At 66.2% G+C, this 25920-nt stretch carries 23 protein-coding genes; 9 read left to right on the plus strand and 14 right to left on the minus strand.

Annotated features, from left to right (window positions below):
- The first annotated feature begins 65 nt into the window (after positions 1-65).
- Entirely contained in the window at positions 66-1076 is a 1011-nt protein-coding gene (gene hpnA / locus BTH42_RS09865) for a hopanoid-associated sugar epimerase (protein ID WP_075298448.1), read from the plus strand.
- Between the two features lie 110 nt (positions 1077-1186).
- Positions 1187-1756 carry a hypothetical protein gene (locus BTH42_RS09870; RefSeq protein ID WP_075298451.1) on the plus strand — a complete coding sequence of 190 codons (570 nt, stop codon included), beginning with the start codon at positions 1187-1189 and terminating at the stop codon, positions 1754-1756.
- 123 nt (positions 1757-1879) lie between these two features.
- Here the strand turns inward: BTH42_RS09870 and BTH42_RS09875 are convergent, their stop codons facing one another.
- Positions 1880-3052 carry a glycosyltransferase gene (locus tag BTH42_RS09875; RefSeq protein WP_075298454.1) on the minus strand — a complete coding sequence of 391 codons (1173 nt, stop codon included), beginning with the start codon at positions 3050-3052 and terminating at the stop codon, positions 1880-1882.
- A complete protein-coding gene (hpnC, locus tag BTH42_RS09880) occupies positions 3052-3918 on the minus strand; it encodes a squalene synthase HpnC (protein ID WP_075298457.1) in 867 nt (288 codons plus the stop codon). The genes BTH42_RS09875 and hpnC overlap by 1 nt, the downstream gene beginning before the upstream one ends.
- A 342-nt stretch (positions 3919-4260) precedes the next feature.
- On the opposite strand from hpnC, the gene ispH reads away from it, so the two are divergent.
- Positions 4261-5205, plus strand: a complete 945-nt coding sequence (gene ispH / locus BTH42_RS09885) for a 4-hydroxy-3-methylbut-2-enyl diphosphate reductase (protein ID WP_075298459.1) — start codon at positions 4261-4263, stop codon at positions 5203-5205.
- A gap of 10 nt (positions 5206-5215) precedes the next feature.
- A complete protein-coding gene (gene hpnH, locus BTH42_RS09890) occupies positions 5216-6370 on the plus strand; it encodes an adenosyl-hopene transferase HpnH (protein ID WP_075298462.1) in 1155 nt (384 codons plus the stop codon).
- A gap of 164 nt (positions 6371-6534) precedes the next feature.
- On the opposite strand, the gene BTH42_RS09895 is transcribed toward hpnH, so the two are convergent.
- Positions 6535-7137, minus strand: a complete 603-nt coding sequence (locus BTH42_RS09895; RefSeq protein ID WP_075298465.1) for a phospholipid-binding protein MlaC — start codon at positions 7135-7137, stop codon at positions 6535-6537.
- Positions 7138-7350: 213 nt separating this feature from the next.
- Between BTH42_RS09895 and BTH42_RS09900 the strand changes: the two genes are divergently transcribed.
- Positions 7351-9966 carry an MMPL family transporter gene (locus BTH42_RS09900; RefSeq protein ID WP_075298468.1) on the plus strand — a complete coding sequence of 872 codons (2616 nt, stop codon included), beginning with the start codon at positions 7351-7353 and terminating at the stop codon, positions 9964-9966.
- A 3-nt stretch (positions 9967-9969) separates the two neighbouring features.
- The gene (locus tag BTH42_RS09905; protein WP_075298471.1) at positions 9970-11049 is read left to right on the plus strand and encodes a VacJ family lipoprotein; all 1080 of its coding nucleotides are present in this window, start codon (positions 9970-9972) and stop codon (positions 11047-11049) included.
- Positions 11050-11274: 225 nt separating this feature from the next.
- On the opposite strand, the gene BTH42_RS09910 is transcribed toward BTH42_RS09905, so the two are convergent.
- The 8 genes from BTH42_RS09910 to BTH42_RS09945 all read right to left on the minus strand — a co-directional run bounded on the left by BTH42_RS09910 (position 11275) and on the right by BTH42_RS09945 (position 19201).
- On the minus strand, positions 11275-11760 hold the full coding sequence (locus tag BTH42_RS09910) for an acyl-CoA thioesterase (protein ID WP_075298474.1): 486 nt from the start codon (positions 11758-11760) through the stop codon (positions 11275-11277).
- 289 nt (positions 11761-12049) lie between these two features.
- Positions 12050-12778, minus strand: coding sequence for a phosphorylase (locus BTH42_RS09915; protein ID WP_075298477.1), 729 nt, complete (start codon positions 12776-12778; stop codon positions 12050-12052).
- Positions 12779-12794: 16 nt separating this feature from the next.
- Positions 12795-14876 carry a squalene--hopene cyclase gene (gene shc, locus BTH42_RS09920; RefSeq protein WP_075298480.1) on the minus strand — a complete coding sequence of 694 codons (2082 nt, stop codon included), beginning with the start codon at positions 14874-14876 and terminating at the stop codon, positions 12795-12797.
- A complete protein-coding gene (gene hpnE, locus BTH42_RS09925; protein ID WP_075298483.1) occupies positions 14873-16141 on the minus strand; it encodes a hydroxysqualene dehydroxylase HpnE in 1269 nt (422 codons plus the stop codon). The genes shc and hpnE overlap by 4 nt, the downstream gene beginning before the upstream one ends.
- A 10-nt stretch (positions 16142-16151) precedes the next feature.
- Positions 16152-17000: a presqualene diphosphate synthase HpnD gene (hpnD, locus tag BTH42_RS09930; protein WP_075298486.1), complete on the minus strand. Its 849-nt coding sequence runs from the start codon at positions 16998-17000 to the stop codon at positions 16152-16154.
- Positions 17001-17275: 275 nt separating this feature from the next.
- The gene (locus tag BTH42_RS09935; protein WP_075298488.1) at positions 17276-18223 is read right to left on the minus strand and encodes a diguanylate cyclase; all 948 of its coding nucleotides are present in this window, start codon (positions 18221-18223) and stop codon (positions 17276-17278) included.
- Positions 18220-18843 (minus strand): chemotaxis protein CheC, encoded by a 624-nt coding sequence (locus BTH42_RS09940; RefSeq protein WP_075298491.1) that lies wholly within the window; start codon positions 18841-18843, stop codon positions 18220-18222. Before BTH42_RS09940 ends, BTH42_RS09935 begins: the two co-directional genes overlap by 4 nt.
- Complete coding sequence (locus tag BTH42_RS09945) at positions 18836-19201, minus strand: response regulator (RefSeq protein ID WP_075298494.1); 366 nt, start codon at positions 19199-19201, stop codon at positions 18836-18838. Before BTH42_RS09945 ends, BTH42_RS09940 begins: the two co-directional genes overlap by 8 nt.
- Before the next feature lie 522 nt (positions 19202-19723).
- On the opposite strand from BTH42_RS09945, the gene BTH42_RS09950 reads away from it, so the two are divergent.
- Both BTH42_RS09950 and BTH42_RS09955 read left to right on the plus strand, forming a co-directional pair.
- Positions 19724-22018: a hybrid sensor histidine kinase/response regulator gene (locus tag BTH42_RS09950; RefSeq protein ID WP_075298497.1), complete on the plus strand. Its 2295-nt coding sequence runs from the start codon at positions 19724-19726 to the stop codon at positions 22016-22018.
- A gap of 326 nt (positions 22019-22344) precedes the next feature.
- The gene (locus BTH42_RS09955) at positions 22345-23601 is read left to right on the plus strand and encodes a hypothetical protein (protein ID WP_075298500.1); all 1257 of its coding nucleotides are present in this window, start codon (positions 22345-22347) and stop codon (positions 23599-23601) included.
- Between the two features lie 135 nt (positions 23602-23736).
- Here the strand turns inward: BTH42_RS09955 and BTH42_RS09960 are convergent, their stop codons facing one another.
- A complete protein-coding gene (locus BTH42_RS09960) occupies positions 23737-24291 on the minus strand; it encodes an NADPH-dependent FMN reductase (RefSeq protein WP_075298503.1) in 555 nt (184 codons plus the stop codon).
- A gap of 290 nt (positions 24292-24581) precedes the next feature.
- On the opposite strand from BTH42_RS09960, the gene BTH42_RS09965 reads away from it, so the two are divergent.
- Positions 24582-24797, plus strand: coding sequence for a hypothetical protein (locus tag BTH42_RS09965; protein ID WP_075298506.1), 216 nt, complete (start codon positions 24582-24584; stop codon positions 24795-24797).
- 140 nt (positions 24798-24937) lie between these two features.
- On the opposite strand, the gene BTH42_RS35945 is transcribed toward BTH42_RS09965, so the two are convergent.
- Together BTH42_RS35945 and BTH42_RS09970 are read right to left on the minus strand one after the other, a co-directional pair.
- On the minus strand, positions 24938-25069 hold the full coding sequence (locus BTH42_RS35945) for a hypothetical protein (RefSeq protein WP_256701922.1): 132 nt from the start codon (positions 25067-25069) through the stop codon (positions 24938-24940).
- A gap of 407 nt (positions 25070-25476) precedes the next feature.
- A complete protein-coding gene (locus tag BTH42_RS09970) occupies positions 25477-25767 on the minus strand; it encodes a DUF1272 domain-containing protein (RefSeq protein WP_075298509.1) in 291 nt (96 codons plus the stop codon).
- Between the last annotated feature and the right edge of the window lie 153 nt (positions 25768-25920).

A 25920-nucleotide genomic window follows, 5' to 3' on the forward strand; every position in this document is an offset into this window, starting at 1 on the left:
ACAACCCGCAGCCGGGCGCGCGCCACGTACAATCCGTCGTCCGTGACGCAGGAGATGAAAACACAATGACCGAACAGAATCGCGATCTCGTGCTGGTGACCGGCGCGTCCGGCTTCGTCGGCTCGTCGGTGGCGCGCATCGCGCAGAGCAAGGGCTTCAAGGTCCGCGTGCTGGTGCGCGCAACGAGTCCGCGCAAGAACCTCGAAGCACTCGATGCGCAGATCGTCGTCGGCGACATGCGCGACGAAGCATCGATGCGCAATGCGCTGCGCGGCGTGCGCTATCTGCTGCACGTGGCCGCCGATTACCGGCTGTGGGCGCCGGACCCCGGCGAGATCGAACGCGCGAATCTGGAAGGCACCGAGGCGACGATGCGCGCCGCGCTGAAGGAAGGCGTCGAGCGGATCGTCTACACCAGCAGCGTCGCGACGCTGAAAGTGACCAGCTCCGGCCAGTCCGCCGACGAAACCTCGCCGCTCAAAGCCGATCAGGCGATCGGCGTGTACAAGCGCAGCAAGGTGCTCGCGGAGCGCGCGGTCGAGCGGATGATCGCCGAGGACGGGCTGCCCGCGGTGATCGTCAATCCGTCCACACCGATCGGCCCGCGCGACGTGAAGCCGACGCCGACCGGCCGGATCATCGTCGAAGCGGCACTCGGCAAGATTCCCGCGTTCGTCGATACCGGCCTGAACCTCGTGCACGTCGACGACGTCGCGGCCGGCCACTTCCTCGCGCTCGAACGCGGCAAGATCGGCGAGCGCTACATTCTCGGCGGCGAAAATCTGCCGCTGCAGCAGATGCTCGCCGATATCGCCGCGCTGACCGGCCGCAAGGCGCCGACCATCTCGCTGCCGCGCTGGCCGCTGTATCCGCTCGCGATGGGCGCCGAAGCGGTCGCGAAGTTCACGAAGCGCGAACCGTTCGTGACCGTCGACGGCCTGAAAATGTCGAAAAACAAGATGTATTTTTCGTCGGCGAAGGCGGAACGCGAGTTGGGGTATCGCGCGCGGCCGTATCGCGAAGGGCTCGCCGATGCGCTCGAATGGTTCCGGCAGGCGGGTTATCTGAACGGCTAGGCGGAAAAACACCCGTATCCGTAAGCATTTTGTTACAAGTCCCGCGACAGCGAGGGGTGCAAGCCCTCACGCAGCAGGTAAAATCGCGGGTCTTACAAGAGAACCCTCGCATGAATCTTCACGAACAGCTCGGCGCGCTGGAAATGGGCGTCGATCAGCTCATTCAGGCTGTCGTGGCCACGCAGGCCGAAAACATTCCCGAGACACCCGCTCATGCCGCTGCTTCAAACGCGGCAGTGGAGCATGCCGACGCGGCTGCTGAAAACGCAGCGGTGGCGGCGAGCGCGGACGCGAACCCGGTAGACGACAACGCGGAGCAAGCCGCGGCCGACACCGATCCATCCGCGCCGCAAATCCAGCCGACACTCGAAATCAATCGCCCGGCGCGCGACGAAATCACGATGACCATCGGCAACCAGATGGTCGCGTTGCGTCCGGAGCAGATCGGCCGGCTGATCGAGGAGCTGTCGAACGCGCGCGCGTCGATGACGCCCGAGCAGCCGCCCGCCATCCCGCCGGGCTGGCAGTTCGTGTCGACGAAGAATCCGATGATGGCGGTGCAGAAGCAGTCGAACGGCGACCGCCTGATGGTGATGCGCCACACCGGCCACGGCTGGGTGCCGTTCACGTTCTCGCCGGACGTGGTGATCCAGATGTACATGATGCTCACCAACGCGTAATTCGCGCGACGCGTGACGCAAAAGAAAAGCGGCCCGTGTGGGCCGCTTTTTTGTATCTGTCGATTCTGTAATGCTGGCTGCGCAGCACCGCGTCAACGCGGCACCACCGCCGCCGTCAAAACATCAACGCTCCTGCACCGGCGCCTGCACACGCGCCTTCCACTGCCCGCCTTTACCGCGCCAGTAACGCACCGCCGACGCGAACGTCGCGCCCACATAAAACAGCGCGACGAGCGGCAGAAACGGCGCCCACAACGGCGAGCGACGGTAATAGGCGAGCATCGGCGCATACGCGCAGCACATCGCCGCCCACGCGAGCCAGGCCGGCCAGCCGAGCGGCCCGAGCACGAGCGCCGCGAGCGGCGGCAACAGATAGATGATCGCCATCCCGGCCAGCGTGCCCGCGAGCAGCAGCGGCGAATAGCGCAGCTGCGTGAACGCGGTGCGCGCGATCATGTTCCAGATCTCGCGCCAGCTGTCGTACGGCCGCAGCGACACGCTCTTCGCGGCGACGTCGAGACGAATCGGATGACGGCCGGTGCCGCGATGCTTGATGCGCGCGGCGAGGCTGCAATCGTCGATCAGCTCCGCGCGGATCGACTCGATCCCGCCCGCTTCCTCGAGCGCCTTGCGGCGCACCAGCATGCAGCCGCCCGCCGCCGCCGCGGTGCGGTTGCGCGGATTGTTGACCCACGCGAACGGGTACAGCTTCGCGAAGAAGAACACGAAGGCCGGAATCAGCGCTTTTTCCCAGAACGAATCGCAGCGCAGCCGCACCATCAGCGAAACCAGATCGCGTTTTTCGGCGTCCGAGCGCGCGACCAGTTGCGTGAGCGCCTCGGGCGGATGGCCGATGTCGGCATCGGTGAGCAGCAGGAAGTCGGCCGGCAGACCGAGCGAGCGCACCGCCTCGATCCCCTGCGATTGCGCCCACACCTTGCCGGACCAGCCCGGCGGCAGCGGCTTCGCGCCGAGCACCGTGAGTCGCTCCGGGCATTGCAGCTGCAACGCGGCGGCGCGCGCGGCGTCGGCGGTGCCGTCGGTGCTGTGGTCGTCGACGACGATCACATGGAACGGACCGCGATAGTCCTGCTTGAGCAGCGACGTCACCGCCTCGGCGATCACATCGACTTCATTGCGCGCCGGCACCACCGCGGCGACCGCCGGCCAGTTGACGCGCGGCGCGACCGTCAGCGGCGCGGCCGGGCGGGCGCGCCAGAAACCGCCGCGCGCGAACAGCAGCACGGCCCAGATCAGCAGGGAAATACACGAAAGAATGAACAGGACCGCCGCCATTAAGCCTTACCCTCGATTGAGCGCGCCGCCACACCGACGCGTCTGGACAGTTGCATCGCCACGGTGCGCGCCGCCACCACGCACCAGTCGAACGGAGTGAGCACCGGGCGCGCGCGGAACACATCGTAATCCGCGCGCTCGATGCGTTCGAGAAATCGTAGGCCCGCGTGCACGGCGCCGCTCAGTTCGATGCCGAGCCGCCCCGGCATGCGCAGCGCGAGCGGCGCGCCGCGGACCAACGTTGCGCGCACGAACGCGACCTCGTGCGCCATCAGCGCGCGCCATGCGTCATCGGCCAAGCCCTTGGCGATATGCGCCTCGGTCACGCCGAAGCGCCGCATATCGGTCTGCGGCAGATACACGTGCTCGCGCTGCCAGTCGTCGGCGACTTCGAGCCAGAAGCTGATCAGTTGCGAAGCCGTGCAGATCGCATCGGCATCGGCGAGATTTTGCGGCGTGGCCGCGCCGATCAGATGCAGCATCAGATGCCCGACCGGATGCGCGGAACGCCGGCAATAGTCGATCAACGCCGCGCGATCCTCGTAACGGCCGGTGTCGATATCCTGCGCGCAGCCGTCGAGCAGATCGTAAAACGGCTTGAGCGGCAGCTTATATTGCGCGATCACGCCGGCCAGCTTGCCGAACATCAGCGCATGCACGGGCGCCGCGCGCCGCTGCGCAACCGCGTCGAGCCCGGCGCGGAAATCGGCGAGGCGCGCATGCCGCTCGGCGGCGTTCGACTCGCCCTCGTGGGCGATATCGGCCGCGGTGCGCACAACCTGGTAGATAATGCCGATTGGCGCGCGCAGCGCCTTCGGCAGCAACACGCTCGCGATCGGAAAGTTTTCGTATTGATCGACGTCCATCCAGCGAGCCTCGAAACCATTCTGTAATACGGCGCTTTATGCAGGCCGCAAGGATCGGTAGTTTAAGGGTTCCGCCGTTGCGCTGCAGTATGGAACACCCCGGTGACACCCTCATGGCGCCCTTGGCACGGCGCGCCGAAACCCGCTCCAGCTGCGGCTAGCGCCCAACACAGGGGTCGCGCCAAAAAGCAAAGCGGCCCCGATAGCGTTAGAATGCGCGTTTTGGTTTTGCTGTACCGGCCGGTCGCCGGGGCTCAAGACGTCAACTAATCAAGACGAGCGCGGCGATAAGTCAGTCCCTGGACTTCTTCGAAACCCGCGTCTGTCGGAGTTCGCCAACTTATGCGAGTCATCCTTGCTCAGCCCCGCGGTTTTTGTGCGGGCGTTGTCCGTGCAATCGAAATCGTCGATGGTGCGTTACAACAACACGGCGCACCCGTGTACGTCCGCCACGAGATTGTCCATAACCGTCACGTCGTGGACAATTTGCGCCAGAAAGGCGCACGTTTCGTCGAAGAACTCGATGAAGTCCCGCAAGGCGCGGTCGCCATATTCAGCGCGCATGGCGTCGCGCAGACCGTCGAACGCGATGCGGAAGCGCGCGGCCTCGACGTGCTCGACGCGACCTGTCCGCTCGTTACCAAGGTTCACGTGCAAGGGCGCCAGTACGTCGCCGCGGGCCGCACGCTGATCCTGATCGGTCACGCGGGTCACCCGGAAGTCGAAGGCACGATCGGTCAGATTCCCGGCAAGGTGCTGCTGGTACAGAGCGAAGCGGAAGTCGCGACGCTCGATCTGCCGCTCGACGCGCCGCTCGCGTACGTCACGCAGACCACGCTGTCGGTCGACGACACGCGCGGCATCATCGACGCGCTGTTGCGCCGTTTCAGCGACATCGTCGGCCCGGACACGCGCGACATCTGTTACGCGACGCAGAACCGCCAGGCCGCGGTGCGCGAACTGTCGAAAGACGTCGAGGTGCTGCTGGTGGTCGGCGCGACCAACAGCTCGAACTCGAACCGGCTGCGTGAAATCGGCAGCGAGAGCGGCGTGGCGAGCTACCTCGTCGCGGACGGCTCGGAAGTGAAGTCCGAATGGTTTGCGGGCGTGCGCACGGTCGGCATCACGGCCGGCGCGTCGGCGCCCGAGGAAATGGTCGAAAACGTGATCGATGCGCTGCGCGCATTGGGGCCCGTCGATGTCACGACGATGGCGGGCCGTGAAGAGAAAGTCGAATTCAAGTTGCCATCGAAGCTGATGCAACCACTCGCTGCACGCGAAGTTTAAGGAGGACGTCTTGTCTATTCCGCTGCTACAGAAAGTCCGCGTCGGCGCATACATCATGCGTCAGCATCTCTCGCGTAACAAACGCTACCCGCTCGCCCTGATGCTGGAGCCGCTGTTCCGCTGCAATCTCGCCTGCAATGGCTGCGGCAAGATCGACTATCCGGATCCGATCCTGAACCAGCGTCTGTCGCTCGAAGAGTGCCTGCAAGCAGTCGACGAATGCGGCGCGCCGGTGGTCTCGATCGCCGGCGGCGAGCCGCTGCTGCACAAGGAAATGCCGCAGATCGTCAAGGGCATCATGGCGCGCAAGAAATTCGTGTACCTGTGCACGAACGCGCTGCTGATGGAAAAGAAGATGGACGACTACGAGCCGAATCCGTACTTCGTCTGGTCGGTTCACCTCGACGGCGACAAGGAATCGCACGACCACTCGGTGTCGCAGGAAGGCGTGTACGAGAAGGCCGTCGCCGCGATCCGCGAAGCGAAGCGCCGTGGTTTCCGCGTCAACATCAACTGCACGCTGTTCAACGACGCACAGCCGGAACGCGTCGCGAAGTTCTTCGACACGCTCGGGCCGATGGGCGTCGACGGCATCACGGTGTCGCCGGGCTACGCGTATGAGCGCGCGCCGGACCAGCAGCACTTCCTGAACCGCGACAAGACCAAGCAGCTGTTCCGCGAAATTTTCAAGCGCGGCAACAACGGCAAGAACTGGTCGTTCAGCCAGTCGGCGATGTTCCTCGACTTCCTCGCCGGCAACCAGAGCTACGAATGCACGCCGTGGGGCAACCCGGCGCGTACCGTGTTCGGCTGGCAGAAGCCCTGCTATCTGGTCGGCGAAGGTTATGTGAAGACCTTCAAGGAACTGATGGAAACCACCGACTGGGACAAGTACGGCACCGGCAACTACGAAAAGTGCGCGGACTGCATGGTCCACTGCGGTTTCGAAGCAACGGCCGTGATGGACACCGTCGCGCATCCGCTGAAGGCGCTGAAGGTCAGCCTGCGCGGCCCGAAGACGACCGGCGCGTTCGCTCCGGACATCCCGCTCGACAAGCAGCGTCCGGCCGAATACGTGTTCTCGCGCCACGTCGAGATCAAGCTGGAAGAGATCAAGCGCACCGGCACCGGCAAGAAGGTGCAGACCGCGACCGCGGCGCACTAAGCGCTACGCTGAGCGGCGCGCCGAGGCGGCTGGGCATGCACAAGCTCACCCGCCCTCGCCTGCCGGCAACGCGAGTCGTTATTTTTCGCGCATGAAAAAAAGCGCGGTGGCCAGATTGGCCACCGCGCTTTTTCTTTACCCACTACGAAAATCTGTCGACCCGGTTACGCGCCGCGCGCATTATGCGCAGTCAGGAACTTGATCAGCCCGTCGATCCCGCCTTTGTTGATCTGGTCGGCGAACTGGGTCTGATACACCTGGATCAGCCACGCGCCCATCATATTGATGTCGTAGATTTTCCAGCCGGACGGGCCCTTGGTGAGCCGGTAGTCGATCGCATCGTCGCCGCCGTTGCTCAGCACGTGCGATTGCACGACGACGTCGGCGGCGCCGGCCGGCACGCTCACCGGCGCGATCTTGAACTTCACGTCCTGATCGCGCAGTTGCGACAGCGACGCCGCGTAGGTGCGGGTCAGCAGCAGCGTAAACTGCTCGTACAGTTGCTTTTGCTGTTCGGGCGTCGCGGTAGCCCACGGCTTGCCGACCGCGATGCGGGTGGTGCGATGGAAGTCGGTGGCGGGCAGGAAGTGCGTTTCCACGACGTTCGTGATCTTCGTCATGTCGCCGCCACGCGCCTGCGGGTCAGCCTTCATCGCAGCGACCGTACCCTCGACGGCACTTTTTACTACCGCGTCGGGGGCACTTTGCGCAAACGCGGCGGTGGATACCACGGCCGCGGCCAGAAAAGCAGTCAGATATCGTTTCATACGCTCGTCGTGACCTGAAAGAAAAAGTATGCCGACGGGCTTCGAGGCCCACGGCTAATGAGGGATAGACCAGTATAGCCGGATTGCGTTCCACGCCCGGCCGGCCGGTCGGGAGCCGAACTTGCTACCGAAGTCGGGCTCAGCCGCCCGGGCTCTGTATACTTATGCACCTTCGTCAAACCCAACACCCGTGATAAGGCCACGTCCGCCTACATGCTGAAGTCATCTATCGTCCGTCTCGTCGCGTACTCGGTGCGTCATCCGCTGAGAATCATCGTGGCGTCGCTCGTGCTCGCCGTTCTGAGCGGCTTCTACGTTGCGCATAACTTCAAGATCAACACGGACATCAGCCGTCTCATCGAGACCGACAAGCAATGGTCGGCAGTGCAGAACGCGCTCGATGCCGCGTTCCCCGACCAGGGCAGCACGATGCTGGTGGTGGTCGAAGCGCGCGCGCCCGAATTCGCCGACGCCGCCGCCAACGCGCTGACCGCCGCGCTGCGCGCCGATCCGAAGGCGTTCACCTCGGTCTCGCAGCCCGCCGGCGGACCGTTCTTCGAACACAACGGCCTGCTGTTTCCGTCCACCGACGAGGTGATGTCCACCACCTCGCAACTCGTGCAGTCGCGCCCGCTCGTCAACGCACTCGCGCACGATCCGAGCCTGACCGGCCTCGCCGGCACGCTGACCACCAGCCTGCTGCTGCCGCTGCAGCTCGGCCAGGTGAAGCTCGCCGACATGAGCCACCTGCTGTCGCAAAGCGCGAATACGCTCGACCAGGTGCTGGCCGGCAAGCATGCGGCGTTCTCGTGGCGCGCGCTGGTCGATAAAAGCGCGGCCACCGAGCCGGCCCGCTCGTTCGTGCTGGTGCAGCCGGTCGTCAATTACGACGCGCTGGAGCCGGGCGCGGACGCGTCGCGCGCGATCCGCGCGACGGCCGCGTCGCTGAAGCTGGATTCGCGCTACGGCGCGACGATCCGCCTGACCGGCGAGCAGCCGCTCGCGGACGAAGAGTTCGCATCGGTGCAGGACGGCGCGGTGCTCAACGGCATCGCCACCTTCGTCGTCGTGCTGATTATTTTGTGGCTCGCGCTGCGCTCGGGCCGGATGATCCTGGCCGTGTTCATCACACTGTTTGTCGGCCTCGCGATCACGGCCGCGCTCGGCCTGATGATGGTCGGCGCGCTGAACATGATTTCGGTTGCGTTCATGGTGCTGTTCGTCGGGCTCGGGGTCGATTTCGGCGTGCAGTTCGGCGTCAAGTATCGCGAAGAGCGCAATCGCGACGATCGTCTGTCGGCCGCGCTGATGCACACCGCGCACAGCATCGGCGTGCCGCTCACGCTCGCGGCGGTCGCGGTCGCGCTGAGCTTCTTCTCGTTCCTGCCGACCGCGTATCGCGGCGTGTCGGAGCTCGGTCAGATCGCCGGCGTCGGGATGTTCGTCGCGTACTTCACCAACATGACGCTGCTGCCGGCGCTGCTCAAGCTCTTCAATCCGCCGGGCGAAGCCGCATCGCCGGGCTTCAAGCAGCTCGCGCCCGTCGATGATTTCCTCGACCATCATCGCCGGCCGGTGCTGATCGGCACGCTGATCGTCGTGATCGGCGCGACGCCGCTGCTCGCGCATCTGCGTTTCGACTTCAATCCGCTGCATCTGAAGGACCCGCATACGGAATCGCTGGCGACGCTGCTGTCGCTGAAGGATTCGCCGGAAGCCGCGGTCAACAACGTGCATGCGCTCGCGCCGTCGCTCGCCGACGCCGACGCGATGGCCGAGCGTTTGCGCAAGCTGCCCGAAGTGGGCCGCGTGACCACGCTGACCACCTTCGTGCCGGCAGAGCAGCAGCAGAAGATGATGCTGATCGCGAGCGCCGCGCAGCAGTTGCTGCCGGCGCTGCAACAGCAGCCCGCGGCGCAGGCCACCGACGAAGTGCGCGTCGCCGCGCTCAAGCGCGCGGCCAACCAGCTGTCGCTCGCCGCCGAGGACCATCCGGGCCCGGGCGCGGCCGAAGCGGAGCATCTGTCGACCACGCTGCAAAAACTCGCCGGCGCCGATGCGGCCACTCGCGACCGCGCCGAAGTCGCGATGTCCGATACGCTGCGCGTCGCGCTGAAGCAGCTGGAAAACCTGCTGCAACCGACCGAAATTACCCGCGAAAACCTGCCCAAGGAAATCTCCGCGCGGTGGATCGGCCAGGGCGGCAAAGCGCTCGTCGACATCTCGCCGAAGATCGCGGCCGGCACCGATCCGAACGACGACGCGATGCTCGCCCGCTTCGCGCACGCGGTGAAGAAAGCCGAGCCGGGCGCGATCGGCGGCCCGATCTCGATCCTCCATTCGGCCGACACGATCATCAAGGCGTTCCTGCAGGCCGCGGTCTACGCGCTGCTGTCGATCGCGGTGCTGCTGTGGATCGCGCTGCGCCGTATCGGCGACGTGCTGCGCACGCTGGTGCCGCTGCTGGTGTCCGCGCTCGTTACGCTCGAACTGTGCGTGGTGTTCGGCATGCCGCTGAACTTCGCGAATATCATCGCGCTGCCGCTGATGCTCGGCGTCGGCGTCGCGTTCAAGATCTACTTCGTGATGGCATGGCGCAACGGCCAGACCGGCCTGTTGCAGTCGAGCCTGACGCACGCGGTGCTGTTCAGCGCCGCGACCACCGCCACTGCGTTTGGTAGCCTGTGGCTGTCGCATCATCCGGGCACCTCGAGCATGGGGCGGCTGCTTGCGCTGTCGCTGTTCTGCACGCTGATCGGCGCGGTGGTGTTCCAGCCGGTACTGATGGGCAAGCCACGCCAACGTCGCGGGAAGCAAAAGGGAATTTAAAGTATGAAGCTGCGTAACACCGCGCTGGCGCTGACCGCTGCCGGTTTGATCTCCGGCTGCGCAACCGGTCCCGACCGCAAGCCGGGCGATCCGTTCGAACCGGTGAACCGGGCGATCTTCTCGTTCAACGATGGCGTCGACCGCTACGTCGCGGTGCCGGTCGCGAAGGGCTATCAGAAGGTGACGCCGCAACCGCTGCGCACCGCCGTCAGCAATTTCTTCTCGAACCTCGGCGACCTGACCAACGCGGCCAACGCGCTGCTGCAGCTGAAGATCACCGATGCGACCGAAGACATCATGCGTTTCGCGATGAACTCGGTGTTCGGCATCGGCGGTCTGCTCGACTTTGCGACCCCGGCCGGGTTGCCGAAGCATCACCAGGACTTCGGGCTGACGCTTGGGCACTGGGGTGTGCCGTCGGGTCCGTTCCTCGTGCTGCCGCTGTTCGGGCCGAGCACGGTGCGCGACAGCATGGGGCTGATCGTCGATGTGAAGTTCAATCCGATCAACTACATCGAGCCGGCGACCCGCAATCCGCTGTACGTGCTGCAGTTCGTCAGCACGCGCTCGGATCTGCTCGGCGCGACCGATCTGTTGCAGCAGGCCGCGCTGGATAAGTATTCGTTCGTGCGCGATGCGTATACGCAGCAGCGGTTGTCGCGGTTGCGCGGTACGAGTAATACGGCACCGTTGCCGGATTACGACGACCACGGCGAGAACGGATCGGGGGCGCCCGCGGCTGGGGCGCCGGCGGTTGGGTTGCCTAATTACGCTGATCCGGGGGATGTTGGGGAGGCGCCGGGTGGGGCTTCGGGCGCTAGTGGTGCGGCTGGTGCGGGTAAGGGCTCGCCGGATGGGGTGCCTGATTACACCGATCCGGGTGAGAACGCGCCGGCGCCGAACGGCGCGTCGGGTGCATCGGGTGCGGGTGGCGCTAACCAGGCTGCGCCGTCGTCGGCTGTGCCTAATTACTCCGATCCGGGCGATACCGCCGCACCTGCTGCGCCCGCGGTGCCTTCCGCGCCCGCTGTTCAGGCGCCGTCGGGTGCGTCGGCTACGCAGGCCGTCCCCGCACCTCAATAACGCGTCAACAACAAACGCTCTAAATAGAAACGGGGCGCCCGCAATGGGCGCCCCGCAAAAACTACGGCAAATCGCGTCGAAGTCGGAACGCCAGCCGGGCGCCCTTCCGGTTTACAAGCTGCCATCGCATCACCCCGGCAAACCTACGCGGCAACCGCGCCGCCCTATCTGCTACAGCCAGCGCGAACGGCGCTCACCTGCTCAACCACTCCGACCGCGTTCCGCTCAATGCAGGCTATCAACTTCGCTGCGCGCGGCGACCCGCTCTTCATCGACGGCCGCTACCGGCGCCGGCTGCGGCACCGGCCGGGAATTCGCCCGATAGTGCGCGAACTGCTCGTCCGCGAAACGGATGCGGGTGCGGCCATGCGGCGCCGGCTCACCGTTTTCGTCGAGATTGACGAACACCATCTTTTCGACCGTCAGAATGCTCTTGCGGGTGATCTTGTTGCGCACTTCGCAGCGCAGCGTGATCGACGTGCGGCCGAAATGTGTAGCCGTCATACCGAGTTCGATGATGTCGCCCTGCCGCGCCGAGCTGACGAAGTTGATCTCGGACATGAACTTGGTCACGACCCGCTGGTTATCGAGCTGGCTGATCGCGTAGATCGCCGCTTCCTCGTCGATCCAGCGCAGCAGGCTGCCGCCGAACAGCGTTCCGTTGGGATTCAGGTCTTCGGGCTTCACCCACTTTCTGGTATGGAAATTCATCTGGCACTCCTTTTCTGAAGCTCCCAGCCGGGTGTACCGAACACTCGAACTAGGGTTAACACTTACGATTATACCGAACATAAGGGTTTTCCCTAGTTTTTCAATGCTTGCTGAATTTATCGGGGCGATAGGCTGGGGCTAGAGAGGCCGAGTGTGTGGGCGGCCAAGGAGCCCGAATGGCGGACTCGTCGTGCCGAGAGATGATGGCGTGCGCTTGCCGGACGGCGCGGGTGCCGGGGCAAGCGTGTGTCGGAATGGTGATGTGTGTTGCTAGCTGGAAGCGACTGCCTCAAACCGTAACCATCATCCGCAGCGCGCCAGCCTCGCCCAGCGCCCGCCGCGCTTCGACCAAAGTGGTCCGCGCGGCGCGCGCATCGGCGGCGAGTTTCAGCAGCGCGCCGAGCTGCGACGGCTGGCGCAGCAACTCGCGCAGAATCGGCCCGAGCGCGGTCGTGCCGTCGTCGCGCAGACCGGCCGTGGCGGCCGGCGGCAGCGTGCGCCACGCCGGATCGACGATCGCGCGGCACACCGCGAACGGCAAGCCGTGCGCGGCAGCCGTCGCGCCGGCGATATGCGATTCCATATCCACCGCAAGCGCGCCGGTCGACGTATGCAGCGCGCTTTTATCGGCGGCGGTGATCAGCGGTGCGGCTACCGCGGCCGTCGAGCCGCGTCGCACGCGCGCGCCGAGCCCGCCCGCGTTCACTGCCGCCGCGATCATCGCGGTCCAGTCCACATCGGTGGCGATGCGCCCGTTCGGCCCATGCACCGCATCGGCGACGATCAACGCGCCCGGCTCCAGCTCCGGCGCAAGCCCGCCCGCGGTGCCGAAGCTGACGATGCCCGCCGCGCCGCGCGCGACCGCCGCAGTCAAAGCCCGTTCGAGCAGATCGGCGCGCGCCGCGTACACGACCTCGACGCCGTCGCTGCCGTCGCCGCGCGCGATACGCGCCTCGAACGCCATCCCCGTTACGACGATCACCGGCAGGCGCCCGGCGGCGGCGTTGCCCGCCGGCATTCTCGATCCGGCCACGTTACATCCCGACCGTCACGCGCGTGAGCCCATTGCGCTTCAGGTGACGGAAACGCGCGAGCGCCCACAGCGGGAAGAACTTGCGATAACCGTGATAACGCAGGTAGAACACGCGCGGGAAACCGGTCGCGGTAAAGCGCGTTTCGTCCCACAGACCATGCTCGCGCTGTTCGCGCTGCAGATAGTCGATGCCGCGTGCAACCGCCTCGTGATTGACCTCGCCCGCCGCCATCAGGCCGAGCAGCGCCCACGCGGTCTGCGACGCGGTGCTCGGCGCGCGCTCGTAGCCGCGATAGTCGAGCTTGTAGCTCTCGCCGGCCTCGCCCCAGCCGCCGTCGTCGTTCTGGATCGACAGCAGCCACTGCGCCGCGCGCTTGATGCGCGGGTCGTCGTGCGGCATGCCGGCCGCGTTCAGCGAGCTCAGCGCGGTCCACGTGCCATAGATGTAGTTCAGGCCCCAGCGGCCGTACCAGCTGCCATCCGACTCCTGCTCCTGCAGCATGTACGCGAACGCGCGCTGCGCCGGCTCGCTGCCCTGCGGCAACTCGCCGAGTTGCGCGAGCATCGACAGACAGCGGCCCGATACGTCGGCCGTCGGCGGATCGAGCAATGCGCCGTGATCCGAGAACGGAATGTTGTTCAGGTAGTACTGAGTGTTTTCCGGTTCGAACGCGCCCCAGCCGCCGTCGCTGCTCTGCATGCCGACCACCCATTCGCGCGCGCGCGCAATCGACGCGCGATACGCATCCGATTGCGTGAGCGCCGCCGAGCGTTGCATCGCCATCGCGACCACCGCGGTATCGTCGACGTCCGGGTAATGCGCGTTGTTGTACTGGAACGCCCAGCCGCCCGGACGCACGTTCGGGCGACGCGAAATCCAGTCGCCGCGCACGTCGAGAATCTGCAGCGGCAGCAGCCATTGCAGCCCACGCTCGGCGGCCTGCTCGGCGCGCGCGTCGCCGGTTTCGAGCAGCGCGTGCGCGGCCAGCGAGGTATCCCACACCGGCGACAGACACGGCTGGCAATATGCTTCGTCATCCTTGATAACGAGCAATTTGTCGAGCGACTTGCGAGCGATCGCGCGGTTCGGATGATCGGCCGGATAGCCGAGCACGTCGTACATCATCACCGAGTTGGCCATCGCCGGGAAAATCGCGCCGAGGCCGTCTTCGCCGTTCAGACGTTCATCGACGAAGGCGACCGCCGCGCGAACCGCGCGCTCGCGGGTCGCCTTCGGGAACAGCCCGTCGACCGCGCGCAGCACCGTATCGACGCCGCGGAAAAAGCCGAACCAGCCCGCGTGCTGATGCGGCGCGCGCGCGTTCATGCCGGTGTTGACCGGCGCGCCGCGGAACAGCTCGTCGATGCGGACCTTGCGCGGGTTGCGCGCGAGCGGCCGTTTCGCGTTCAGCACCAGCAGCGGCACGATCACGGTACGCGCCCAGTACGACACCTTCGACAGATGGAACGGGAACCACATCGGCAGCAGCATGATCTCGACCGGCATCATCGGCACCGCGCGCCACGACACCACGCCGAACAGCGCGAGCAGGATGCGCGTGAACACGTTCACGTTTTCCGCGCCGCCGTGCGCGAGGATCGCTTCGCGCGCGCGGACCATGTGCTCGGCATCCGGCGAGTCGCCGATCATCTTCAGTGCGAAATAGGCCTTCACGCTCGCGCTGATGTCGAGCGCGCCGTCGGTGAACAGCGGCCAGCCGCCGTTCGGCAACTGGATGCGGCGCAGATAGCGCGCGACCTTCTGTTCGAGTTCGAGGTTCGGCGTTTCGCCGAGGTAGTGAACCAGCAGCACGTATTCGGCCGGAATCGTCGCGTCGGCTTCGAGTTCGTAGACCCAGTGGCCGTCGGGTTGCTGCGCGGCGAGGATGGCGTCGGTCGCGCGGGTGATCGCGGAGTCGAGCGCGGGCGCGGCGAACGGGGTTGCGGCGACGGCGCTTGCGGCGGCGGGGCTTGCGGATACGGCAGCCGACACGGCTTCGGCCATCACGGCCGGTTCAAGCGTCGCGTCGGCGGTTTCGGACAGCACCGCGTCCAGCGGCTGGTTCTCGGATAAATCGTTCATCGGCGTTCCATCGGTTGATTCAGCAGCGTATCCGCGGCCTGCTGGCCGGAGCGGATCGCCCCTTCGAGCGTCGCGGGCAGGCCGGTGGCCGTCCAGTCTCCCGCGAGCATCAGGTTGTTCCAGCGCGTGCGCGTGCCGGGCCGCAGCGTGTCCTGCTCCGGCAGCGCGGCAAACGTCGCGCGTGCTTCGTTGACCACCTGCCACGGCGGCAGCGGCGCGAGCGGCAGATTGACGGCCCGCGCGACCTCGGCCCAGACGGTCGCGGCCAGTACGTCGGGCGGCGTGTCGAGCAGGCGGTCGGCGCCGTCGAGCGTGACGGACAGACGCCCGTCGAACGCGAACAGCCACGCGGACGTGCCGTTCAATAGCGCGGTGACCTGCGGCAAGCCGAACGGCGGCTCGATCGCGAAGTGCACGTTCAGCGCGGCGGTAAAGCGGTTCGGTCCGCGCAGGCCCGGCACCAGCGTCGCCGCGGGTCCCGGCGGCAACGCGAGAATCACGGCCTCGTTCGCGCCGAGCGCGATGCTTTCGCCGGCGAATTGCAGCGACTGCACGCGCGCCGGCTCGCTCGCGAACGTGAGCGCGCGCAGCGGCGAGCCGAGCCGGATCGTCGCGCCGCCGTGTTGCAGCAGACGCAGCGCCGGATCGACAAACGCGCTGCCAAGACCATTCGACGCCAGTAGCGGCCGGCACGCAAGGCCGCCCGCGAGCAGCGTTTCGCGCACGATCGCGCCGGTCAGTTCGGCCGACGCGTCGCGCGGTTCCATATACAGCAGCGCATGCAGCAGCGGCCGCAGAAAGCGGTCCCACAGCGGACCGTTAGAGCGCATCGTCTGCGCGACGCTGCGGCCGGGGCGCGCCATCAGCAGCGGCACCAGCGTGAGGTAATCGGCCGGCTGCGTGTGCGGCACGCGCGCCTGTGAGTCAAAGATCCACCACGGCACGATGCCCGGCGACAGTCGCACGTTCCAGCGCGCGAGCGTGGCCAGATCGACGAACGGATAGTCGGGCTGCGCGGGGCCGACCAGTTCGTCGGCGGCGCCGATCGCGCGCGTGTAGTTCAGCGTCGCCGTGTTGCCGGCCATCACGATGTGATTGCCGCTGTCGAGCGTCGCGCCGAGCTTTGCGTCGTAGTACGAACGACAGCGTCCGCCCGCGTGCTGCTCGGCCTCGTGCAGCACGACCCGCGCGCCGCGCCGCTGCGCCTGCACGGCGGCGGCGAGGCCGGCCAGACCTGCGCCGACCACGTGGACGAGCTTCGGCATCAGCCCGGGATCAGAACAGCGCGTAGCGCGCGACGATCCACAGCAGGCGCAGCTTCGGCTTGCTCACCTTGGTGCGTGGAATGTCGAAGCCGCGCTCCAGCGTGCGCTCGAGCAGCACGCGATAGACACCCGACATGATGCGCGGCGCGCGCACCTGGGCGCGCGGCTCGCGATCCATGATCGCGTCGGATTCGGCGAAGTGCTGTTTCGCGCGCTCGGCGAGCGTCGCGCACACGCGCGGCAGCGACGGATCGTCGGCGATCTGCTGCGGGCTCGTGACCGCGATGCCTTCGCGCGCGAGCAGCTCGTGCGGCAGGTAGCAGCGGTTGATGCCGGCGTCTTCGTCGATATCGCGCAGGATGTTGGTCAGTTGCAGCGCGCGGCCGAGATGGTGCGCGAGCTGGTGGCCCGGCTCGTCGCGCATCCCGAATATCCTCACCGATAGCCGGCCCGCCGCGCTCGCGACGCGGTCGCAATAGAGGTCGAGGGTGGCTTCGTCGGGCGCGCAGATGTCGGCGGCGGCATCCATCGCCATGCCGTCGATCATCGCGTGGAAGTCTTCGCGTTGCAGACGGAACGTGTGAATGTGCCGGGTCAGCGCGCGCAGCGACGCGCGCGGCGCGCCGGCGTAGCACGCGTCGATGTCGGCGCGCCATTGTTCGAGCGCGGCCGCGCGTTCGGCGCGCGGCAGGTCGCTGTCGGCGATGTCGTCGACCGCTCGGCAGAACGCGTAGACCTGATACATCGCATCGCGCTGCGCCGCCGGCAGGATGCGCATCGCGAGATAAAACGAGCTGCCGGACGTGGCGGCAGCGGCGTCGATTTCAGTATCGTCCACGACAAGATTGGAAACAGCCAAGACGATCTCCGCTGGAGGCGCCTGCTGAAAGGCGTACAAAGAAGTTTTTATGCCGACCCGCAGGGCAGTGGGTCCGCGCGCACGGACAGGCGCGAAAGATCCGGCTGGGTGGCCGGAAACGGCGAAAAGTATAGCAATCTTTGCCGACCGACGCAGTTGCGGCGGTCGGGAGGCGGTGGTGGAGAAGGGCGAGGAGCCGTGAGCGGCGGGATTTGCACCGTTCCCAGGCGCACGGGTGTGGCCGGCTCGCACCCGCCACCGCAACGCTACGGCCGCTAGGCCGCCAGCCGGAACGCCACCGAGCGGTTGCGCCCCTGCCGCTTCGCGCTATACAGCGCGGCGTCGGCCTCGTTGATCAGCACGTCGTACGCGGGCACGCCTTCGCGCGCCGCCGCGCCGCCCAGGCTCGCGGTCACCGGCACGCTGGTGCCGAGCAGCTCGACCGGGGTTTCCTCGATCACCGCGCGGATTTTCTCCGCGACCAGCATCGCGTCGTCGAGCGGCGTGCACGGCAGCAGCAGCGCGAACTCCTCGCCGCCGAAGCGCCCGAACGTGTCCTGCGCGCGCACCACGCCGGCCACCCGCTGCGCCATCACGCGCAGCACGGTATCGCCGACGCCGTGACCGAACTGGTCGTTGATCTTCTTGAAGTGATCGAGATCGAACAGCAGCATCGACAGATCGCCGCCGTAGCGCTGCCAGCGCGTGAATTCATCGCGCAGCCGCGCTTCGAAAAATCGCCGGTTCGCGATGCCGGTGAGACCGTCCAGATTCGCGTATTCCTGCAGCTTGGCGACCGCCTCCTCGCGTTCGCGCTGCACGATGCTCACGTGCGTGACGTCGGAGATCGTCACGCACACGGCCACCACCTCGCGCTCGCGCATCAGCGGCATGAACGTGCAGTCCTGCTGCATGAAATCGACGCCGCCGGTAATCGGCCGGTCGTGCTCGAAGCGGAACAGATACGGGCGCTGCTCCCACGAACTGAACGCGAAGGTGCCGAGCTGGAACACGCTGTCGATCTTGCGCTGCAACCACACGCGCGGCAGTTCCGGAAAATGCGCAAAGATCGAGCGGCCGACCGCCTGCTGCGCTGACAGCCCGCTGTGGTCCTGCATGAAGCGATTCCACATCAGCACATTCATCTCGCGGTCGAGCACGAAAATGCCAAAGCCGACCCGCTCGACCACCAGGTCGCTCAACGATTCAACCGATACATTCATAGACTGGCCAGCAGCGCATCGAGCGCTTCGTTCATATGGCGGATGGACTCTTCGGCCATCAGCATCACCAGGTGCGCGCGAAAGCTCTGGTTTTCGAGCGCGAAATTGACTTCGACGAGCAGCGCGCAGTCCCAGTGCAGCGCACCGGGCTGGAACACCTCGTCGAAACTGAGCGCTTCGCCGAGCAGGCCCGGCGCGGAAAACACCGGCGTGCGGCCGAGCTGGTCGAGGATCGACGACACGCACGCGCCGGACAGCAGGTTCGCGACGTCGAGCATCAGCTCGCGCTGGCTGATCGTCTCGTAGCTCGACCGTGCATACGGGTCGTTCACCAGCGAGCACAGCTGCGCGATGCTGTCGCTGCGGCAGATCACCAGCGCCTCGCCCTTGATGTCCGAGCGAAAGCCCTGGCGCACCGCGCTGACCGTATCGTCGATGCCGGTCATCTCGCGCAGCGCGGCGGCCGCGTCGCCGACCGCGACCATCCGCACGCGCGGCACCGACAGTTCGATGAACGCATCGAGCAGCCGCGCGAGGCGGGTGGCCGCCTGGCCCATCGCAAGATTGGCGATTTCCTGCAGCGCGTCGCGCTGGTCTTCGTTGAAGGCGGGCTCAAGCATACAAGCCGTACTCCTTGAGGATGGGCAGGAGCGCCTGCGGCGTCACCGGTTTAGCGATGAAGGCGATCGCGCCGAGTTCGCGCACACGCGTTTGCGCGAGCGGCTGCACGTCGGCGGACACGACGATCACGAAGGTGTTCAGGTCTTCGTGCCGAAGCGCTTCGAGCACTTCGTAGCCGGTCATGTCCGGCATCGTCAGATCGAGGAACAGCACCGCCGCCTTGCCCGCGCGATACAGCTCCAGCGCCTCGCGCCCGTTGGTCGCGTACGACACGTCGACCTGCCAGTCCGGCGGCAGCGCCTTCGTGAGCAGCTTGCGGGCAAGCAGCGAGTCGTCGGCAATCACAATGGGCAGCATGAAATGGCGGTCGGGCGGTTGGGCGGATCGAAATGGGGTCGCGGACGACGGACGATGCACGCCGGCGCGGCCGAACGATCCCCGAGCGGGTACAGTGTTGCGTCGCGACAATGCAGCCGGTGTCGCCGCGAGGAAGGCAAATGCGGCAGCGGGCGCTCGCCGCAGCGTGGGCGGTCCGCCGCGCAGACAGCGACGGCCTTATAGCGTGGCGTGGATTGTCGAAGCAAAGCCATGCAAAGGCAACTCACCAGAATCGGCTTCGCTAAACAGATTTTCCGATGCATCCGGCATTTGCAAAACGAATTGCCCGATCCATCGCGCGATTCTTCATATTTATACTTTTGTGTACGTTTGCGCTTTTCGATTTGTCGCTGATTGTGACGGGCGGGCGGCGGAAAAACCGCCCACCGTTGGCGGCAACTCTTGCCGCCCGGCGTCTATGCTTGATCTAACGGCGGCAAGGTGCCAATCCCGGCACGCTACGGGGCTGCCAGTTCCGACCGACTCGAGCCTTTACCGACAATGACTTCAGACCGGGCCGACTCCGCTCGCGCGGGCCGACTTTCCCGTCGCCTGACCGACGAGCAGGACGACGCGTCGTTCCCCGCCGTGCCGGAACAGAACTTCCAGGTGCGGCGCATCACGCTGATCGCGCTGCTGATCGCCGCGATCGTGCTGCCGTTCGTCTATGTCGCGGCGATGGCGTACAGCGATCTGCGCACCCGCGAGGCCGACGCGACCGACCAGACGCTGCGCACGGTGCGGGTCGCCGAAGAACACGCGCTAAAGGTGTTCGACATGAACGAGGCGCTGAACGCGCGCATCGTCGATCTGACCGGCGGCCTCGACGACCACGGCATCCGCGCGCGCGAAGCGGCGATTCACGACAAGCTGCGCACGATGGGCGGTGGCTATCCGCAGGTCGCGGCCGTGTCGATTTTCGGCGTCGACGGCGCATTGCTCGCGAGCAGCCGCTACTTCCCGTCGCCGGCGCTGTCGATCGGCGCGCGCGACGATTTCGTCGGCATTCGCAGCGGCAATGCGCTCGAACACGTGTCGAAGGTGATGGTCGGGCACGTTGCCGGCGAGCAGGTGTTCAACATGGGCGTCGAGCGCAAGGGCGCGGACGGCGGCTTCGCCGGGGTGGTGTCGATCGCGCTGCGGCCGAGCTATTTCGAAGCGTTCTACCGCGAGCTGCTCGGCGGCAGCAACAAGACGCCGATGCTGATGAGCCTCGTGCGCACCGACGGCGCGCTGCTCGCGCATTTCCCGCGCAGTCCGCGCGCGCCCACCGCGCTCGCGCCCGACTCGCCGTTCGCCGCCGCGGTCGCCGAGGGCCGGCGCGCCGGCGTCGTGCGGATGCGCTCGAATCTGGCCGACGGCAATCTGATCGTCGCGTTCCGGCGAGTCGGCTCGTATCCGGTCTACGTGCTGTGCGGCTATCGCACGTCGGCGCTTTGGACTGCCTGGTACCGTCATCTGAGCGTGCTGATCCTGTCGATGTTTACGCCGTCGATCGCGCTGTGGTGCGTGCTCTGGCTGTCGCTACGGCGGCTCGGCGCGGAAGAAGAGGCGTGGGTGCGCTGGCAGGCCGAAGCATCGATGCGCCGCTCGGTCGAATCCGCGTACCGGCAGTCGCGCAAGATGGAGGCGCTCGGCACGCTGGTCGGCAGCGTCGCGCACGACTTCAACAACCTGCTGATGATCCTGTCGGCCAACGTGCAGATCGTGCGGCGGCGCGGCGTCGGCGGACTCGAGCGCGAACTGGCGGCGATGGAACGCGCGCTCAAGGGCGGTCAGTCGCTGACCCGGCAACTGCTCGGCGTGGCCCGCAAGCAGCCGCTGCGCACCGAAACGCTGTCGCTCGAACGCTGGCTGCCGACCTCGCGCGAACTGCTGCGCGCGTCGCTGGGCGCGAAGGTATCGCTGGTGATCGACGCCGGCGTGAATACGTGGCCGGTGCGGGTCGACGTCGCGGAACTGGAGCTCGCGCTGATCAACGTCGCGGTCAATGCGCGCGACGCGATGGTCAACGGCGGGCGCTTCACGGTGCGCGCGAGCAACGTGGTGTTCCGTCACGAGGACGGTTTTCCGCTGACCGGCGAGTTCGTGCAGCTCTCGCTCGAGGACACCGGCGCCGGGATGGCGCCCGAGGTGCTCGCGCGCGCGTTCGAGCCGCTTTTCACGACCAAGCCGAAGGGCGCGGGCACCGGTCTCGGCCTGCCGCAGGTGTTTGCGTTCTGCGAGGGCTCGGGCGGACTCGCGGCGATCGACAGCGCGATCGGCGCCGGCACCTCGGTGCGGCTGTATCTGCCGCGCGCGTCGAGCGAGCCGCAGGCACTGCGGCCGGACGAAGCGCTCGCGCCGGAAAACGACGCGCCGCAAGGGCTGCGCATCCTGCTCGTCGAAGACAACGCGGAAGTGGCGGCCGGCACCGAGGCGCTGCTGCAGATGATGGGCCACCAGGTCAGCTGCGTGTTCAATGCCGACATGGCGTTGCGTCTGCTCGACGACGCGCGCGCGAAGCGCGCCAGCACCGGCGAGCCGCTGCCGTACGATCTGGTGCTGTCGGACATTCATATGCCGGGCAAGCTGAACGGCATCGATCTCGCCGAAGCGGTGCTCGCGCACGACCCGCAACTGCCGGTGATTCTGGTGACCGGCTACGCGGAGGAACTCGACCGCGCGCGGCATGTGAACGTGCGGGTGCTGTCGAAGCCGTTCGATATCGGGCTGCTGGAAAAGCTGCTCGAAACGATCCAGCACAATCTCGCGCAAAGCGGCGCCGATCCGGCTACGCACGCGGCCGATCTGTGATGGTTTGCGGGTCGTTGTGGATGTGGTGCGCGCGGTGGCGCTTAGGCATCCGCTTAGGCGTCCCGAAGACGCGGCGCTTAGGCATCCGTACGACATCGTCCCGGCGTCATTTACCAGTCCTTGTAAAAGCGCGGCAGCGGTACGCCGCGCTTTTTTGCGTGCGCGGGTGGGCCGCTAGCCGCCCGCGCGGGCGCGCGCCACGGCCAGCGCGGCCAGCGGCCGGCGCGCACGCATCGTTCCGGCATGAAGGTTGCGGCATTCCGCGATGCAAAGGAGACGGCGCGTGTGGCGCCGCCCGGTTCACCGGAACATGTCGGGAGACGACCATGCAACATACCGTGATTGGTTTATTCGACACCTACCCGCAGGCCGAAAGCGCCCGCGACACACTCGTGCAAACCGGCTTTGCGCGCGACAAGATCGAGTTGCAGGCGAGCCCCGAACCGACCGTCGGCTCGGCCACCGGCGAGGTCGCCAACGCGGGCGTGCTCGCGAACCTCGAACGCTTCTTCACCAGTCTGTTCTCGACCGGTTCGCGCTCCGCCGATACCGCGCGCTACGCGGAAGCGATGCGGCGCGGCGCAGTGCTGCTGTGCGTGCACGCGGTCAGCGAGTCGCATGCGGAACTCGCGCGCAATACGCTGGTGCGGCTCGGCGCGACCGATATCGGCGACCGGCTGCCGGAGATGGATACCGAACCGGCCGGCTCACGCGATCATTCGATACTCGATGAGCTTGGGATCGGCGCGGTGATGCCCGGGACGCCGCATACGTCGAGTGCGACGAGTGGGGGCGTGGCTTCAGCGAGTGGCAGGACGGGAGCGGTTGGGTCGGGCGCGGGTGTCGGGGTTGGTGCAGCAACCGGGGTTTCTGGCGTTACTGGGGCCACTGCTGCCAGCGGTGTGACAGGTGCCGCAAGCGCGGCGGGCGCGGCGGGCGCGGCCGGGTCGACCGGCATCGCCGGGGCAACCGGTGCGGCTTCAGTTACCGGCACTCTGCCGGTGGACACGACGCGGCCGCTCGCGACACCCGCGACCGATCCGCTCGCCGTCGATCCACTCACCGTCGATCCGCTCACAGGCCTAGCGCCGCTGCCGGCCAACACCGAAGCCGAATCGTTCGTGCCGCCGCCGAAGGACCAGCGGCCGGGCATCGATCCGCTGAACGAGCCCGTCGTGGATCCGCTCATCGACGATGTCGGTCGCAGCGCGCTCGCCGCCGGCGCGGTGCCGGGATCGGGCGCGGTGATGCAGCCATCGGAGATCGTCTCCGGCAGCGCGCAGCCGACCGCCGGTCTCGGCGGCCAGATGCCGAACGAATATCTGGAGTACGAAGAAGATTTTCGCGCCCACTACGACGACGAGTACGCGAGCGCGGACGCGCGCTACGAAGACTACGTACCGGCTTATCGCTATGGTGCGGAGATCGGCCGCGATGCGCGCTTCCACGATCGTCCGTGGGAAGAGATCGAGCCTGAGGCACGGCGTCATTGGGAAGCGACGTCGCCCGATACCACCTGGGAGCGCTTCAAGGTCGCGGTCCGGCATGGGTGGGAACGGGTGACCGGACATCACCACGTGTAAAGGCTCGAGGGACTTGAAGCGTTGAAGAGGGCGACTCACGCGCTAAACGCGCAAGCCGCCGGAACGGCTGGGGGAGGGCAAGCGCGGCCGCCTGGAGCGGCGGCACGCGCTGGATGAAAAGGGCGCTGCGATACGTTACGCCGCCGTCTGCCGCTTGACCCACGCGACATAGCGATCGACAAAGCCCTGCAGGAACTTGCGCGTGCCCTCGTTCAGGATCTCGCCTTTTTCGTTGATCACGGCCGCATCGTGTTTGATGAACACCTCGGGTTGCCCCATCAGCGCGACGTCGAGATACGCGAGCACATTGCGCAGATGCTGCTGCGCGAGCGCGCTGCCGGTCGCGCCGAGCGACGTGCCGATCACGGCGCCAGGCTTGTTGCCCCACGAGTTCGTGCCCCACGGGCGCGAACCCCAGTCGAGCGCGTTCTTCAGCACGCCCGGAATCGAGCGGTTGTATTCGGGCGTCACGAACAGCAGAGCGTCCGCCGCTTCGATCCGCTGTTTGAGTTGCCGGCCGGCTTCCGGATAGTCGGCATCGTAGTCCTGGCTGTACAGCGGCAGGGAACCGATATCGATGAATTCGAACGTGAAGTCGGACGGAGCAAGAGAAATCACCGCCTGAGCCAGCTGGCGATTGAACGAATCCCGTCGCAGGCTGCCGACGACAACTGCAATGTGAGAGGCCATGTTCGCTTTCCTTGGGGGTGGGCGCTCGACGCGCAAAAGGGTACGAACTGACAATCATAGGCAAAAGCCGCGCGAGATGGCGTAACCACTGCGGCAGATTGGCCGATTGCATCGGCGCGCACGGCGGTGCACGACTAGGCCGGTGGATAACCCGGCCGAGCGAAAAGTTATCCACAGATTCACTGAATAACCTTGTGGATAAGTGAGACTTTTGCCTTGTCAATCAAGCCTGCTTCCGGTGCGCGCCGATTTGAGGCAAACGGATGCAGGACCTTCTGGAGGACCGGACCATGAGTAACGACTACGCAGGGAAATCCCACGACGAAGCGGTCGCCGCGCGCAAGAACGCCCGGCAGCGCGCGCAGGAGCCGGCGGGCGGCGAGATGGCGGTCGACGGCGTCGAGGCCGACAGCACCCATAGCTGCGGTGAGCTTTCCGAGAAAGGCAAGCAGGTGTGGCGCACGGGCGCTGGGCTCGACGGCGGCGGGAAGGCGCCGGATCGCTAGCGGCAGGGGCTGTGGATAGAAGGATCGGGTGGGGCGGCGCGCTGCGTGTGCGCGGCGCTCGCGTGGAATGCAAAAGGGCGCCGTTCTCACGAACGGCGCCCTTTTTTCATGCTTCTGCGCGTTTCTGCCGGCTTCGACGCTTAGTTGCCGAAGAACACGTTGCAGTACGACGCCGGGCCGTTGCACGGCTTCGGCGCGTCGGCGTGAGCCACGCCCGAAGCAGCGGCGAACAGCGCGGTGGAAGCGAGCAGGGCGGAGATCAGGCGTTTCATCGTAAGTCCTTGGTTGCGTGGGGTTTCGCGATCGGATGCGATCGATGGCGTGAAGAATAACGATCCGCCTGACGCCCACCAACAACGAAGACGAAAAGATATTTTTTTATTTATTGCAATAATCTGGATTGGGTCGCTTTCGGGGAGAGGCGGGGAAGGCGCTAGTTTGTTTGTTATGCAGCGCGTGGCCGGAATGGCGTCGCGGTGTGGCCATATCATTTTTTGCAAGAATGAATTTCGGTTTTATGGGCGTGCGATGGGCGTGCGATGGGCGTGCGGCTGTCGGCGCGCGAGCTAGCTCGCGGCAGGGCATGGGATACCGCGGGGATGAGTTCTGTGCCGATTCGCGTGCGCAGGACGGAGCGTGTCGAGCTATCCCGCCGCGCGGCCGGTCTTGCCGGCTTCGCTCAACGCTCGCCGGGCGGCACGTCCCGATAGCGTTCGAAAAAGCTCGCGTGCGACGCCGGATCGATCGCAACCGGATGCACGTCGGTGCTGGCCGGATGCTTCGCGAGTTGCGCGCGGGTGCGGATCGGCCGATGCGCAAAATTGCCGCCGCAATTCGGGCACACGTTGCGCAGCGTGGTCAACGCACATACTTCGCAGAACGTACATTCGTACGTGCAGATCATCGCGTCGGCCGCATTCGGCGGGAGTGACTTGCCGCAGCCTTCGCAGGTCGGTCGCAATTCGAGCATGACGTGGCTCCGCTTTTGATGGACGCGACGCGCACGGTGCGCGTCGCCTGGCGGTCAGTGTAAGCGGCGCCGATGGTGGCGGGAAGCCGGCCGTGCTACGTGCGAGGACGTGTGCGCGAGCCGGACCCAACGAGTGCGTTAATCACGGACGGC

The sequence above is a fragment of the Burkholderia sp. SRS-W-2-2016 genome (assembly GCF_001931485.1).
Classification (GTDB): Bacteria; Pseudomonadota; Gammaproteobacteria; order Burkholderiales; family Burkholderiaceae; genus Paraburkholderia.